This is a genomic window from Vibrio aerogenes, from assembly GCF_024346755.1.
GTDB lineage: Bacteria > Pseudomonadota > Gammaproteobacteria > Enterobacterales > Vibrionaceae > Vibrio > Vibrio aerogenes.
In genome coordinates this window covers 2,104,275-2,118,471 of the sequence record NZ_AP024861.1, presented here as the reverse complement: position 1 = coordinate 2,118,471, position 14,197 = coordinate 2,104,275, and the positions used below count along the sequence as shown (strand labels likewise).

Below are 14,197 nucleotides of genomic sequence, written 5' to 3'. Positions count from 1 at the left end.
GTCAGGGAAAAGTGACTCTTATCTCTTTTCCCTAGAGCGTGGACGGAGAGTGATGACTATTCGTCAATCTGGTGATATTCACATTCGAGCAAAGGACCGATTTGTCTGAGGACATATTGTGTGTCGATCAAATGACTGACGGTCGCATGACTCATTTCTGTCAGCACAACCCGCTGAATCTCATTGAGTTCATGTCCTCCCATTCTGGCTTGCACCAGAGCAACCTGAAGCGGTGGAAGGCTTGGATTAAAAGCTGCGTTTTCAGCATAGGCACCCATATAAATTTTCTGATCACGCATCTGAACCGCAACCCCACTGTAGTTTTGGCTGTAAGGCGCGTGACTTTGATTTAATGCATGAAGCGCACAAAGAACAAGTTCATCCTGAGTATTGATGTGTTTCATATGGTTTTTTTCAGACATTAATCCGGAAGTGATTCCCAGATCTCCCGGCCCGAAGGCTTCCGGCAGGTAATGATGTAATCCGCAGGCTGGTTTATCCGGGAGCTGAATCTGTAATGTGTCTGCACTGGTCAGTTCATTCATAAATTGTCTGCAATGGCCACACGGTGGTGTGTCGATGATGATATCTGTCAGCGCCGTTTCTCCCGACATCCACGCGTGCGAAATGGCGGCCTGTTCTGCATGAATTGTTTGCCCCATCTGAGTTTTGGCGAATTCCATATTGGCACCAAAATAAAGTGTGCCGGAGAACCCTCTGGCGATAGCGCCAACCTGAAAATCAGAGATGGGCGTGAGTGCATACGCAGCGGCTAAAGGAAGGAGTTTTAACGGAATAGCTGATGCATCAGTCTTTGCCAGACTGGCTAACTGATTCACTTGCCGGGGACTTAACTGACCTGAAAATTCGTGATGGGATATTACAGGGGTCAGATATGAGCGTAATTCGGCCGGAATTTTTGTCAGGGCCTGAGAGATGTTTAGGGTCATATCATTCTTTCTCTGAAGTAATCAACTTTTTTATATTAGCTTAGATTTTTATATACAGTGTGACATGCATATAAATAATACGAGACATCTATTAATTATTTCATTGCATTTGTGACATATTTCAAAATAAATGTGCGATAACACGAGGAATAATCGCGATGTGTTGTTTGATGGTGAGAAAGTCATTGATTGTTGTTTGTGCCTTCCTGCCCGATATTTGTTGTACCGGACAGGAAGGCTGGATGTGTTTTAACTGATAAAATCAGCAAACCATAGTGCGAGTGTATAAAATGTTGGAGCCAGAATTGAAGTGATGATGCCGCATAACACCAGTGCCAGCGAGCTGAACGCCGCATCCTGCGGCGCTTTTTCGGCACTGGTTGCAGTACCTAATGCGTGAGAAACTGCCCCCATGGTCAGCCCTTTAGCTATCGGGTGCGTGATATTCAGCCGTTTATAAACCGGGTAAGCGCAAACAGCCCCGAATAACCCGGCAATGACCACGAGAATTGCTGTAATGGAAGCTTCTCCTCCCAGGCTGGAGGTGATTTCCATGGCAATTGGTGTTGTCACTGATTTCGGCAGCAGTGCTGCAATCAGTGTATTGTCTGTATTCAGCGCGACAGCGATCAGGCCGGTGGAAATCATTGACATCACACTTCCTATTGTACAGGCAGCTAAAATCACCCGCCAGTTTGCTCTGATTTGTGGTAATTGTTCGTACAGCGGGTAAGCCAGAGCGACGACTGCGGGTTGCAATAAAAAATTGATCACCGAGGTATCTTTGGCGTAGGCCGGGTAGGGAACACCTGTCAGCATGAGCAAAGAAATCAAAATGATAACGCTCAGAAGTAATGGATTTGCCAGCGGATTTTTTAGTTTGTTACATAACCAGCGTGCAAACAGAAAAACGATAATCGTGATGACCAGCCACATTATGAATGCTCCTTCCGTTTCAGGTAACGATCCAGCGCTGTTCCCATACAAATGAGCACGATAGCGCTTCCGACAACCACACTGAGAAAAATTGAAAAAGCATTATCGATTAAGATATCGAAATGACTCATTAAGCCTACACTCACCGGGATAAACAAAAAAACCATGTACCGGATGAACAGGCTTGCGCCGGGCTGAACCCATGTGACGGGTAAAATACCAGATGAAAGTAACATGAACAGAATAATCATGCCGATAACACTGCCGGGAATAGAGAGATGAAGCCAGTGTTGAATGGTTAAACCAGCCCATAAACAGATAAATATGACACAGAAAGATATCAGATATCTTAATACTACTTGAAACATTTTGTGATCCACTTTGGGTAAAAACAAGATTGATGCTGCTTGATTCAATCCACCCGACAGGTTCAGGAAGTCAGTCCGGCAACATAATGGTAAATGGATTTCAGGATCTTAAGTTTTGATTCATTTCCTTCATGCTCAACCACGAGATTTTCCAGCCTGAGAATATAATCATCCATATGACTGGTAAAGTAATCCTGGCAGTGACTTAACCACTGCTGACTTTCCTGATAACTTAATGTACCCGGGTAATTTCTGGCCCGGTAACGGAACAGAAGAGGTGCAATTCTCTGATCCTGAAAGGTAAGAGAAAGCTCCCCGAGCATTTCTGGTGGCGTCTCGCGGATAATTTCCATCGCAGCTTTATCTGCCGGATTAAAAAATCCCTGATACAGCATGGTATCGACGTTATCATCAGACGGGTATGGCTTCTCTTCAGTGAATAACTGAAGCAGTTTTTCTCTGATAGCTGGTGAACCTTTTAAGGCAGACAGGTTTTGCAGACATGCTTCCCGGTTGATACCTATCTGATGCGCATTTTCTGCGGTCAGCGTTTTTGCCGGAGCCAGAATCGGACATTTATTCAGATGAATCAGCTTCACCGGAACCGGTAGCTCTCCTTCAGCTAAATCATCATGTCTGGTGTATAACCGTTCTTTTAATTCTTCAGCAGAGAGATCAAATAAAGGTTGTGGATTTTTTGCCAGATCGACAGTAATCACAGCATTTTTATTCACGGGGTGCCAGGCGAGGGGGACAACCCAGCTTGTATACTGGCATTGATGTCCCAACATGCCGGAGACATGCATGAGTGGTGTCATATTGACGATATCAATTAACTCAGTCAGCTGGCGCTTGTGACGCATAGAAAAGAAGTAATCGAATAGTTTTGGCTGTGAGTTTTTAATCCGCTTTGCCAGTTCAATGGTTGCGTATACATCGGCCATTGCATCGTGCGCATTACTGTGTTCGATTTGGTTTGCAACGGATAAATGTTCAAGCTTGAAACTGGTGATACCATCATCATTTTCCGGCCAGTTAATACCGTCGGGGCGCAGTGCATGACAGGCTCTGGCTACATCCAGCAGATCCCATCTTGAATTGCCGTTCTGCCAGCTCCATCCGTAAGGGTCAAGAAAGTTTCTGTAACAGGTATAGCGGGTGACTTCATCATCAAAGCGGATACTGTTATAGCCGAGGCTGGTTGTATTTGGCTTTGCCAGTTCCTGATGAATCCGGTGGATAAATTCTGGCTCACTCACACCTTTGGCATTGGCAAGCTGAGGAGTAATACCGGTAATTAAAGCGGCTTCAGGAGATGGAAGATAATCCGGTGGTAATTTACAGTACAAAGTCAGTGGTTCACCAATGATATTGAAATCCATGTCTGTCCGGATACCGGCAAACTGGCAGGGCCGGTCTTTGGCTGGGCTGGTTCCCCAGGTTTCATAATCAAAAAAGAAGAATGTAGGTTGGTCGTTGTTATTCATAGGTTTAGTGGATTGTCCATAAATATTCTGTTCAGGCCTTGTGTGGCGGTCGATTAGCAATGGTTAATATCTGTAACTCAGTGCTATCAACAAACTCAACGAATATCGTGGGCCATCAGAACTGAACGATGAAGAAGGACTCATTGCCAAAATCTCACCTAAGGCAAATATCACTTTTCAGTACCGCTGTCGCTTCAATGGCAAGAATAAACGCTTTCGTATTGGCAAGTATCCTGCAATCACGCTCAAAAAAGCAAGACAAATTCATCAGCAAATACTGGCGGTGAGAGAAGAGGGTCATGCCCTGTACATCAAATTTTTCAGGAACATCAGAACCGGCACCAACCCCCTCTTTTCCCGCCATCGTAAGGTCTTGCAAGCCCGGAGTTGATCAGTAAATCAGATAAATTCCGGCCATCAACATAGACATCTGCCAGAATACGGAAATATTTGCCGCGTCTTATATTTCGTAATTCGATCTTCTTTGCTGTCCTGAGTGCTTTGATTGTGAATAATTTTGCAATCCGTGCCGAGTTTTTTTCTTTTTTGCACTTCCCGCGGATCTCTGGTGCATCAACACCGTTGACTCTGATGGATACTTTTTTACCAATGATATCAGGCCAGCCTTTTATATTTGCTTTAAATGTATCTGCGTCATAGATACTGGTAACTTTGTTGATCACAGCTGAGCCATAGGTTGTTTTACCTGCTGCATATGTGTGGCAGCTAATCATGCTGACAAAGAGGGTGAAGATAGCAATCAATGGGGCTCTAAACATATTTTTTGAATACCTGAATATTGCGGTTATGTATGACTGGCGTTTTAGACAACGAATCATCTGAATCATTCTCATTTATTTTGAATGGATTTGTTATGTACGGCAAGCGACAGGCGTTTAACAGATGATATCATGGTCAATAAAAATCCCCGGGTAACGTTTTGTTTCCCGGGGATTCACATATTTTAAGAAATTGAATCAGTCAGCGTTGATTTAGCCGCTATTCAGACACAAACGTTGTGACACTTTTAGGGTCGACGTAGGCTGTTGTTTTATGACTGTTCAGCTTGTAAGTCCCACCATAGCCAACATTTAACTTCTCAGATGTGCTGTATTTAACCAGAGATTTCACAGAATCGTGATTGAGTTTAAAATCCAGTTTTTGTTGTGATGATGTTGTATTTACAGCGACAACCACGACTTTGCCACTATTATTTTTATATGCGGTGACATAAACACCAGATGCTGGTTTTTCTGTTGCACTGACACGCTCGAAGCCCGGACGGATGAATTTGGAATACTGAGACATGATATAGCCACGCTTGCTGACTTTGCCATTATCGGTCAGCAGGCCGTAGCTTCGTCTGATATACCACCAGATATAGCCGCTATAGTTAGATACCATGCTTTTGTGCAATTCAGTTCCGACACTTAAAGCTTTCGACCAGTTATTGGCATCATCATTGGTTGTGAAATGTTCTGTCATCCATAATTTTTTGCCTTTCTGACGGGCAAGCGGATAGTCAAAGGCTTCTTTTCCGTATAAATGGCCGCCAACGATATCCACATATTTTGCAGTTTGAGAATTGTTCAGGAAGGGGTCAGAAAGTTTGTGGTTAAAGTTCAATGATTCTGGTGCAACAATTTTAACTGAGTTATCAAGATTTTTTCCTTCCGCTTTCAGGTAGTTCACGAAATCTGAACCACTCCATTCACAAGACTCATAATCAGGTTGCCAGTCTGGTTCATTTTGTATAGAAAGCGCGTAAATTGCGGCATTCTTTGACTTCATATAACTGACAAATTTATTCAGGTGCTGGGTATAGCCATGATAGTGATTTGATTTTAATTTTCCGCCATTCTTCAAACTATTGTTGTCTTTCATATACGCTGGTGGCGTCCAGGGTGTTGCAAGCAATTTCACATGTTTTGAAGCGGCATATTGAGCTATCGGCACCTGCTTACTCCAATTATTGGAGTCTGGATCGATTCTCATCCGCATAATGGATAAGCCGAGTTCGCCACTCCCTGTACCGAAAGCTGTTTTCGCCTGTGATGAGGTTAAGTCAGCTATCCAACCCGGCGCATTCATGCCACCAAAGCCGTCAATTGCCTGATATGTCTTATTCAGATCAACGTTTACCGTTGATGACCAGACAGAACAGGATGTAAGCACTGACGTTAAAACGAAAATACCGCTGAATATTTTATTATTTTTCATGGGGTCTCCACTTTATTTTATTTAATTGTATTTATACAGACATATGTATATATTTATGCGCAACTAATTTTATATCACTCTAATTCATTTGAGATCAATTGGTATCTCCCGGAAAAAATAATAAATGTGATTGAGCGCATTGGTCTTCAACAAATAATCAGTGTTTTATATCTGCAATGGAATTTATTTGCTGATGTCCGGACTAACATGTGATGGATGGTGGAAGGTATTCCGGCTTTTCCTGCAGCCCTTGCGGCTGACCCTGAAATTTTTGATGAGTCAACAAAGATGTGAAGAATAAAATGATAAAACTGTATGGTTCACATTGTGAGGAATCAATGGAATGCTTTTTGACAACTTAATGATAAAATCACAGTCTGTTTTATTATCAGACATTTATAGGGATTGAGTCCTTTTGGACAGGAATCCAATCAGGATCAGGTTAAGGAGTTATGCATGGCTAATTCACTTTTTCGGCAATCATTTCTTATTGATAGCTTATATAGTGATAGTGCTCCCTTATCAACCGAGTATGTAACAGAGCAGGGGCTTTGCCTGAAGTTACATCTTCCGGGTGTTTTAGAAATCATTCCACCACATATGGACGAAAGTACAAAGCATGTGCTTGTCTCCTGCGGTATTCATGGTAAGGATGCCGGTCCGGTTGAAATGGTCAACCGTATTGTTACAGATGTGGAAAGTGGTTTTCAGAAAATTGAAGAACATTGTCTGTTTGTGATTGCGAATTTAGATGCAATTAAACAAAACAAGCAATTTATCGATGAAAATCTGGAACGTTTATTTGATGATAAACCCCGGGAGCCATCAACAGAACTGGTGATTGCAGATAATCTTAAAGTATTGATTAAATCGTTTTGGGAAGAGACCCCGGTTGAGTCCCGTTGGCATCTTGATTTACACAGTACGCTTTACTCTTCCCGGTATTCTACTTTTGTCATTAGTCCGAAAGTCCGGCATCCGGTTCGTTCGAAAGCATTAATTGATTTTATAGAGCTTGCCCACATTAATGCGATTGTGCTGGCAAATGCACCTTCTGGTTCTTTTAGCTGGTATACAGCGGATTGTTATTCCGCACGCTCAGCAACATTTGAATTAGGCAAAGCTTCACGCATCGGAGAAAGTGATCTGAATTCATTCGCTATATTTGATATGGCACTCAGGGATTTAATCAGTCGGGAAAAGAGTGAGCATTTGTCAAAAAAATCCACTATTTACAGAGTAAGCCGGACAATCGTCAGGATGAAAGAAGATTTTGATTTTCTGTTCCCTGAGGATATAGAGAACTTTACGGCTTTTAAGCATGGAGAAGTTTTTGGGCATGATGGTGATAAGCCTCTGATGGCAAAAAATGACGGTGAGTCAGTCTTATTTCCGAACCGGCATGTTGAAATCGGTGAGCCTGCGGCCTATATGCTTTGTCCTGTTGTTGCCAGATATGAAGGTGATCAACTGGTTTACGATTAAATTTGTTCTTGTTCCGGACTCTTTTTATTTGTGGGCTGACGCGTTATGGTTAGGCGATGAAAGATAAACACGCCTTGGCGCATATGTGATTAGCACCGGAAAAATATGGATTTTATTCAACTTCAATCTGCGAAAAAAAAGCACTGGTTTCGTGTGTTATGGACGATGGTGGTGCTTCTTATTTTTTTTAGTGGTGTCTACCTTATGGCAGGAGAAGTGACCTTTTCTCCGTTGCAACACCTCACTTTATTTGAAAAGCAGCTCATCTTTGAATTACGTTTACCCCGTCTGATTGCAGCTTGTGTGATCGGTGCCTGTCTTGCTGTTTCTGGTGCAGTTTTGCAGGTGCTGCTTGGAAACTCTTTAGCGGAGCCCGGAATTATCGGGGTTTCGAGCGGTGCGAGTGTTGCGATTGTCATTATTTTGTTTCTTTTTCCTGTTGCTGCAACATCGACTGGCCTTATGTTTGGTGCGGTGGCGGGAGCCCTTGGTTTTACACTACTACTTGTCAGTATTGGCCGGGTGATGCGCCTGACCAGTACTCGTTTATTGCTGGTTGGTGTCGCGCTGGGAATTCTGGAGCAGTCAGTGATTACGTGGGCTTTTTATTTCAGTCAGGAATTCAGTTTACGCCAGCTAATGTACTGGTTGATGGGGAGTCTTGGTGGTGTTGAATGGTCTCAGCATCTGTTGTCTTTACTGGCTTTGCCTGCATTATTTTGGCTCATTTCCCGAGGGATATTACTGGATCGCCTGATGTTGGGAGAAAGCCATGCCAGACAACTTGGTGTCAATGTATCTTCAACCCGGTGGAAGCTCATTATTGCAGTTTCTGTTCTTGTGGGTGTCTCGGTTGCGTTAGGCGGTATTATTGGATTTGTCGGGCTGGTTGTTCCTCATTTACTACGAATGGCATTTGGTGCAGATAACCGTTATTTACTGCCAGTTTCCGCAATTGCAGGCGCATTACTGCTGGTGTGTGCTGATCTTATTGCCAGAACAGCATTAAGTTCAGCCGAGCTTCCTCTGGGAGTTGTGACTGCTACGATTGGTGCACCGGTTTTTGTCTGGATTTTACTGAGAAATTATGATTCACGTGAATAATCTTCATGTCGGAACCCGCTTGCTGCCGATGAGTTTTCAGTGTGAGCCTGGGAGTTTCCTTCATATCGTCGGACCAAATGGCAGCGGAAAGAGTACCTTACTGGCTGCTTTGGCCGGTATGATGTCATATCAGGGGCAGGTCTGTTTTGGGACTGACGATATTTCCTGTTTAACAACTCAGGATTTAGCGGTTCGCCGGGCATATCTTGCTCAGAATGAACGTCCGGTTTTTGCGGTGGATGTTTATCATTACCTCACTTTGTCTATACCTGATTCAGTCATAGCTGATCAGAAAAAAATTTCTGACGTCATTCATTATTTGTGTGGACGATTAAATCTGCAGGATAAACTGGCCCGTTCCATTCATCATATTTCTGGTGGTGAATGGCAGCGGGTTCGTTTGGCTGGAAGCTGTTTGCAAATTTGGCCTTCCCTGAATCCTGAGGGGCAATATCTGATTTTGGATGAACCCGCATCAGCGTTAGATGTCGGGCAGGAAAAGCTCATGTATGATTTACTGGCTGAGGTCAGAGCCATGGGGATCACTATACTGATGGCAAATCATGATCTGAACAGGACATACAAGAATGCAAGTCAGGTTGTATTGCTGAATCAGGGAATTTTGTATCGTTCAGGACGACCAAAAGAAGTACTGAATAGTGAATCGATTAAAGACATATTTCAAACAGATGTACAGGCTGTTGATATAAAAGGAAAATCTTATTTACTGTTCGATTAGTTTTGGTGCATGAAGCACAAAAGTGGCGCAGGGATTGATTGAAAGGTTTTTAGTTTGAAATACTAATGTTATTAAAAGTGAATAAAATCATATGCTTATAGGTTTTTGTTTTTTTGGCACGCTAATCGCATTAATAAGATCGATACATTCTCGTTCTTGTTAGGCTTTTTATAGTCTCCTTAGCCACCTTGCGAAGCAAGGTGGCCTTTTTTTTATTTTGTCAGTGGTTCAAGATCAGCAGGACGATAATTGACAGATTTTAAGACTTTCCCTTTACGAATCGTTTTTTCATCATTGCTAAAGTCTTCAGCACATTTTGCGATGATGTAGTGGCCTTTTTCGACCGGTAACAGCCGGATACCCTGTTGCGCATAAAACTGTTCAGTCGCTTGATATTCTTCCTGATTTTTACACACCTTACTCATGTTTGAGCTATGGACCTCATTCCAACACGGAATAAAATCAATCTGCCGGTGTTCTGCGACGTTAAGCAGTAAATCGATCAGATAGCTAATACCGATATTTTTTTCAGGAGCATCGTCACCCAGATGAACCAGCCGGCCCATCAGTACGTAAACTGTATCGATAATCGCATCAGCTTGCTCAGTTTTATCTGTCGCATCAGCCAGTTCAGTTAGTTCTTCAATTGCTAAAGAGGTATGTAAGGTATCGGCTGCCTGATCAAGACTTTCTGGTTGTTCAACCGGTAAGTCGAATGTCAGGCGAAATTCAACAATATCCTTATATAAATGACTAAAAACAGAAGGGGTCAATTTTGATAGATTCATGATTGTGATCCGGAAAATGTTTTAATGTATCAGCGAGGGGAGAAGATTAACATTCCAGCCGGTAAAGTTATAGGCTCAGATGATGTCATCTGATTATTTGTAATCATTTGATCATTTTATGATCGGTGTATGTTTTCAGAGCCTTGATTGCTGTGCTTTTATCTATAATACAGATAGTTGTACTGAGTTATGGGTTATTTGCCTGTGGTTACACAGGAAAGGAGGGCAGAAATAGTGGAATTTGAGATTTACTTACCATGTGAGCCTGACTGGGTATGTGGACCTCTGCTGTTTTTTTTCGGTGTGCTTTTCAGTGTCGGAATTATTGCATTTATCTGGATGATATATAAGGAATATCGCCGTATTCAACGAAAGCAGAAGATTTTAAAACGCAGACGTCAGCATTATACAACGCGCAAAAAGAGTCAGAGTGCTCAGGACAAAAAAACAAACAAACACAAATGAGGTGATCAGGTTTATTTTGTCTGCTGTTTTACTTTTTGTATTTGATTTAAACCCGCTCTGGAGCATCAGATGTTTCATACGGGTGTTCAGTCGTGCGTTCCTCTTTTTCCATTTTCTATGTATATCAGATAAAAGTGTGAAACTTTTTTGTCCGGCTCATAGCTGATAGCTTGTTTGAACATTTTTTGGGCCATTGATATTTTGCCTGCTCTGAAAGCACAGAGTCCGGCATTTTCCAGACTATCTGCAACTTTGATGTAATCCGTTTGTATGTATGCCTTCTGAAAATAGTTCAGTGCAGCTTTATAGTGCCCGTGTTTACACAAAAAAGTCCCATAGTTATTGAGCAAATCGGGTTGTTTTGGATAGATACTCAAAGCCTGAAGGTATGTCTGAGATGCCTGAGTCATTTCACCGATAAAATCATAATAGTAAGCCATTGCCATGAGTGTACCAATATATTCTGGTGCCGCTTTTTCTGCTTTTAGCAGGTTACTTCTGGCATGCTCACGCTGGTTATTCTGTAAATATGCGACACCCAGAGAGATCCGTGCATCTGCTGTAGATATCTCTGTTTGTTTGGATTGGTGTGTTGTGGTGCAGGAACAAAGAAGGCAAAGACTAAGTAAAATGCTTTTTTTCATGTCGTATCATATTAAACATACCTGAGAATTAAACATTTTATACAGAGTCTGTTTGAAGCTGACAACGCGAGGTATCTGAATGTGAAGGAGCAGAAGTCAATTGCAGTCATCAGTAATGACTGCAATTCATGGAAATAAGTGATGTCAGTCGTCTTTTGTAAATTTGTCTTCGCTAAAGTGCTCCAAGTCATAAGGTGTTTGCTGATACACACAATAGTTTAGCCAGTTTGAAAACAAAAGATGACCATGGCTTCTCCAGCTGGCACTGGGCGGGTTATCCGGGTTGTCATTCGGATAGTAGCGGACAGGAATTGGTGGCTCTAAGCCTTCACCTAAATCCCGGATATATTCATTGTGCAGTGTCGTTGCATCATATTCTGGGTGACCTGTGACAAATACATGTCGTTTATCCGGACTTGCTGCAAGATAAACACCTGCTTCATCTGATGTGACCAAGATATCTAAATCAGTGTTATCCTGAATGAAATCAACCGGGAAGTTGGCATAACGGGAATGGGGTGCAAGAAAAGAGTCATCAAACCCCCTTAATAGCGGGTGAAATGAATTTGCGATTGAGTGTGTATAAACACCAGACAATTTTTCTTTCAGGGTCTGCTTTTTTAAACCATAGAGTAAATTCAGGCCTGCCTGAGCTGCCCAGCAAACATACATAGTCGAAGTTACATGCGTTTTCGCCCATCTGATGATCGTCTCCAGATGCTTCCAATACACGACATCTTCAAATTCAACCAGCCCTAAAGGCGCGCCTGTAATGATTAATCCGTCAAAATTGCGATCCTGAACTAATTCAAATTGTCTGTAGAACATGTTCAGATGCTCTTCTGGGGTATTGCGGCTTGGACGGTTATCAATACGTAATAATTCAATGTCAATTTGCAGAGGACTGTTTGACAAAAGCCGGAGAAAATGTGTTTCAGTCTCAATTTTTTTTGGCATTAAATTCAAAATTAACACTTTTAGCGGGCGGATTTCCTGAGTTGAAGCTCTTGACTCATGCATGATAAAGATATTTTCATTTTTGAGAATATCAATTGCGGGGAGTTGATCAGGAATCTTGATTGGCACAGTAAACTCTCTATAAAATTATTTGGACGTCTATACTGCTAAACTTAACTGAAACCAGGTAACATGTCGATAGAAAATCACAAAATAGACAGTTGATTACGGTATAAAAAAATGATTTTTATTTCGATATGGTATAAATGGACGTGATACAGTTAACAGACAAACGTGCCAGTGTATTTGTGATCACACTGGCTACGTTATATGAGCTGATGCTACTTTGATATCAAGAAAGTGATCTGGAGTATTTTTGCTTATTCTTACTTCAGACTGGGGCAGATGAAATCTGCTCTCCAGGTTAATTTTCGTGTCCCTTTCATTGATACAAGAACATCTCTGCCCTTCATTTGTGCATACTCAAGCTGAATGTGTATGTCATCAGTATCAGCCTCTGCTTTGTAGGCACGAATGCAGGTGAACGTGGATTCTAAATGATTAACCAGCATGTCTCTGGATAAGCAAATTCCTAGCTCATCACGTGTCATATATTTTCCCTCTCATGTGATTTCCTGACGTTTTTTCATTGTAATTATGATTACACGGGTGTGTATAAAAATTATACAACCTCTCGGTGTTTAATGAGAAATACAGGAGGACTTTTCTACGATATTCATCAGAATTTGTGACCTCTGTACGAGATGGAATGACGAGGCCCAACAACCTGCATACGCGGTGTTCAGTGAGATTTGGTGATATGCTATGGCACTGAATTAATATGTAAATCGATAAATGATTAATTTTCGGCAGATTACAAGGCGGGTAAAGGGCTGAGATGCTCAATTCTTAAAAATAATTTTAGGAAAAACATGGTTAATCGTTGATAATAGGATAATAATGAGAAAAGACACCATTGCGTTTTAATTATCCTGTTTAAAAACATTCAGAAGAAGCAGAGTGGTATGGATCAAAATCATTCAACAAGTTCAATTTTAACCGAAAGCGGAACAAACGAACTCGAAATTATTGAGTTCCATTTAGAAAAACAGTTGCCAGAAGGGGGAACGAAAAGGTGCTACTACGGCATTAACGTTGCTAAAGTCAGAGAAGTAATTCGTGTACCTGAGACGACTGATTATCCAAATGCTCAGCCGCATATGATCGGTGTTTTTTCTTCACGGGAGATACTGACACCTTTAGTTGACCTTGCCGGCTGGCTGGAAATACCAAAAGCGAACGGGATTCAGAGTAAATATGTCATTGTGACGGATTTTAACCGGATGACGAATGGCTTTTTGATTGATAATGTCAGCCGTATTCACCGTATTTCCTGGAATGACGTCGAGTCTCCCAGTCAGTTTCTTGAGGCCGGGGAACAAGACTGTGTTGTTGCCGTTGTACGCAAAGAAGGGCGGCTGATCATGATTCTGGACTTCGAGAAAATTATTGCGGACATCAATCCTGAACTGAGTATGGAAAAGTACGATGTTACAGTCGACAGAAGTGTAAATCTGAATCAGAAGATGGTCTCAAAACGTAATGCGAAGACGGTGATGGTTGTTGATGATTCAGCCTTTATCCGGAGTCTCATTCAGGATACGTTGAGTTCTGCCGGATACAATATTATCGCTTGTAAAGACGGTGGCGAAGCTTATGAAAAACTCATGAATATCAAAGGTTCAGCAGATGCTGAAGGCGTTCCTGTTTCTGAATTGATCAATGCTGTGGTGACCGATGTTGAAATGCCCCGGATGGATGGCATGCATTTGGTGAAACGCCTCAGAGATATGGAAGTATTCCGTGATACTCCAATTGTGATGTTTTCCTCTTTGATGAGTGATGATAACCGTCATAAAGCGATGTCTCTGGGAGCGAATGATACAATCACGAAACCAGAAATAGGGAGAATGGTTTCTATGATGGACAAATATATTTTTGATTTGGATGACTAATGCAATCGCTTGATATATTTAATGTGCCGCAGAGCAGGA

Annotated in this window: 15 protein-coding genes; 5 read left to right on the top strand and 10 right to left on the bottom strand. The window is 42.0% G+C overall.

The window, feature by feature from the left end; translation table 11 throughout:
• Nucleotides 1-56: 56 nt before the first annotated feature.
• From cdd to sbcB, 4 genes are all read right to left on the bottom strand, one after another.
• Nucleotides 57-950 (bottom strand): cytidine deaminase, encoded by an 894-nt coding sequence (cdd, locus tag OCV29_RS09390; protein ID WP_073603075.1) that lies wholly within the window; start codon nt 948-950, stop codon nt 57-59.
• A 249-nt stretch (nt 951-1,199) separates the two neighbouring features.
• Nucleotides 1,200-1,886, bottom strand: a complete 687-nt coding sequence (locus tag OCV29_RS09385; protein ID WP_073603074.1) for an LrgB family protein — start codon at nt 1,884-1,886, stop codon at nt 1,200-1,202.
• The gene (locus OCV29_RS09380; RefSeq protein ID WP_073603073.1) at nt 1,886-2,254 is read right to left on the bottom strand and encodes a CidA/LrgA family protein; all 369 of its coding nucleotides are present in this window, start codon (nt 2,252-2,254) and stop codon (nt 1,886-1,888) included. The genes OCV29_RS09385 and OCV29_RS09380 overlap by 1 nt, the downstream gene beginning before the upstream one ends.
• Nucleotides 2,255-2,316: 62 nt before the next feature.
• Entirely contained in the window at nt 2,317-3,741 is a 1,425-nt protein-coding gene (sbcB, locus tag OCV29_RS09375; RefSeq protein ID WP_073603072.1) for an exodeoxyribonuclease I, read from the bottom strand.
• 85 nt (nt 3,742-3,826) lie between these two features.
• On the opposite strand from sbcB, the gene OCV29_RS09370 reads away from it, so the two are divergent.
• Nucleotides 3,827-4,132, top strand: coding sequence for an Arm DNA-binding domain-containing protein (locus tag OCV29_RS09370; RefSeq protein WP_084193270.1), 306 nt, complete (start codon nt 3,827-3,829; stop codon nt 4,130-4,132).
• On the opposite strand, the gene OCV29_RS09365 is transcribed toward OCV29_RS09370, so the two are convergent.
• The gene (locus tag OCV29_RS09365; protein ID WP_073603071.1) at nt 4,071-4,520 is read right to left on the bottom strand and encodes a thermonuclease family protein; all 450 of its coding nucleotides are present in this window, start codon (nt 4,518-4,520) and stop codon (nt 4,071-4,073) included. The genes OCV29_RS09370 and OCV29_RS09365 overlap by 62 nt on opposite strands.
• A 220-nt stretch (nt 4,521-4,740) precedes the next feature.
• On the bottom strand, nt 4,741-5,961 hold the full coding sequence (locus OCV29_RS09360; RefSeq protein WP_073603070.1) for a glycoside hydrolase family 30 protein: 1,221 nt from the start codon (nt 5,959-5,961) through the stop codon (nt 4,741-4,743).
• 456 nt (nt 5,962-6,417) lie between these two features.
• Here OCV29_RS09360 and OCV29_RS09355 point away from each other — a divergent pair, with 456 nt between their 5' ends.
• The 3 genes from OCV29_RS09355 to btuD all read left to right on the top strand — a co-directional run bounded on the left by OCV29_RS09355 (nt 6,418) and on the right by btuD (nt 9,289).
• A complete protein-coding gene (locus tag OCV29_RS09355) occupies nt 6,418-7,446 on the top strand; it encodes a succinylglutamate desuccinylase (protein ID WP_073603069.1) in 1,029 nt (342 codons plus the stop codon).
• Nucleotides 7,447-7,551: 105 nt separating this feature from the next.
• Nucleotides 7,552-8,550, top strand: coding sequence for a vitamin B12 ABC transporter permease BtuC (gene btuC / locus OCV29_RS09350; RefSeq protein ID WP_073603068.1), 999 nt, complete (start codon nt 7,552-7,554; stop codon nt 8,548-8,550).
• The gene (btuD, locus tag OCV29_RS09345; protein WP_073603067.1) at nt 8,534-9,289 is read left to right on the top strand and encodes a vitamin B12 ABC transporter ATP-binding protein BtuD; all 756 of its coding nucleotides are present in this window, start codon (nt 8,534-8,536) and stop codon (nt 9,287-9,289) included. Before btuC ends, btuD begins: the two co-directional genes overlap by 17 nt.
• Nucleotides 9,290-9,501: 212 nt before the next feature.
• Here btuD and OCV29_RS09340 read toward each other — a convergent pair whose 3' ends face one another.
• The 4 genes from OCV29_RS09340 to OCV29_RS09325 form a co-directional block, all read right to left on the bottom strand.
• Nucleotides 9,502-10,077 carry a nucleoside triphosphate pyrophosphohydrolase family protein gene (locus OCV29_RS09340; protein ID WP_073603066.1) on the bottom strand — a complete coding sequence of 192 codons (576 nt, stop codon included), beginning with the start codon at nt 10,075-10,077 and terminating at the stop codon, nt 9,502-9,504.
• Nucleotides 10,078-10,628: 551 nt separating this feature from the next.
• Complete coding sequence (gene pilW / locus OCV29_RS09335) at nt 10,629-11,186, bottom strand: type IV pilus biogenesis/stability protein PilW (RefSeq protein ID WP_073603064.1); 558 nt, start codon at nt 11,184-11,186, stop codon at nt 10,629-10,631.
• A gap of 144 nt (nt 11,187-11,330) precedes the next feature.
• Complete coding sequence (metA, locus tag OCV29_RS09330) at nt 11,331-12,272, bottom strand: homoserine O-acetyltransferase MetA (RefSeq protein WP_073603063.1); 942 nt, start codon at nt 12,270-12,272, stop codon at nt 11,331-11,333.
• Between the two features lie 257 nt (nt 12,273-12,529).
• Entirely contained in the window at nt 12,530-12,754 is a 225-nt protein-coding gene (locus OCV29_RS09325) for a hypothetical protein (protein ID WP_073603062.1), read from the bottom strand.
• 414 nt (nt 12,755-13,168) lie between these two features.
• Here OCV29_RS09325 and OCV29_RS09320 point away from each other — a divergent pair, with 414 nt between their 5' ends.
• Nucleotides 13,169-14,158, top strand: a complete 990-nt coding sequence (locus tag OCV29_RS09320) for a chemotaxis protein (RefSeq protein ID WP_073603061.1) — start codon at nt 13,169-13,171, stop codon at nt 14,156-14,158.
• The last annotated feature ends 39 nt before the right edge of the window (nt 14,159-14,197 follow it).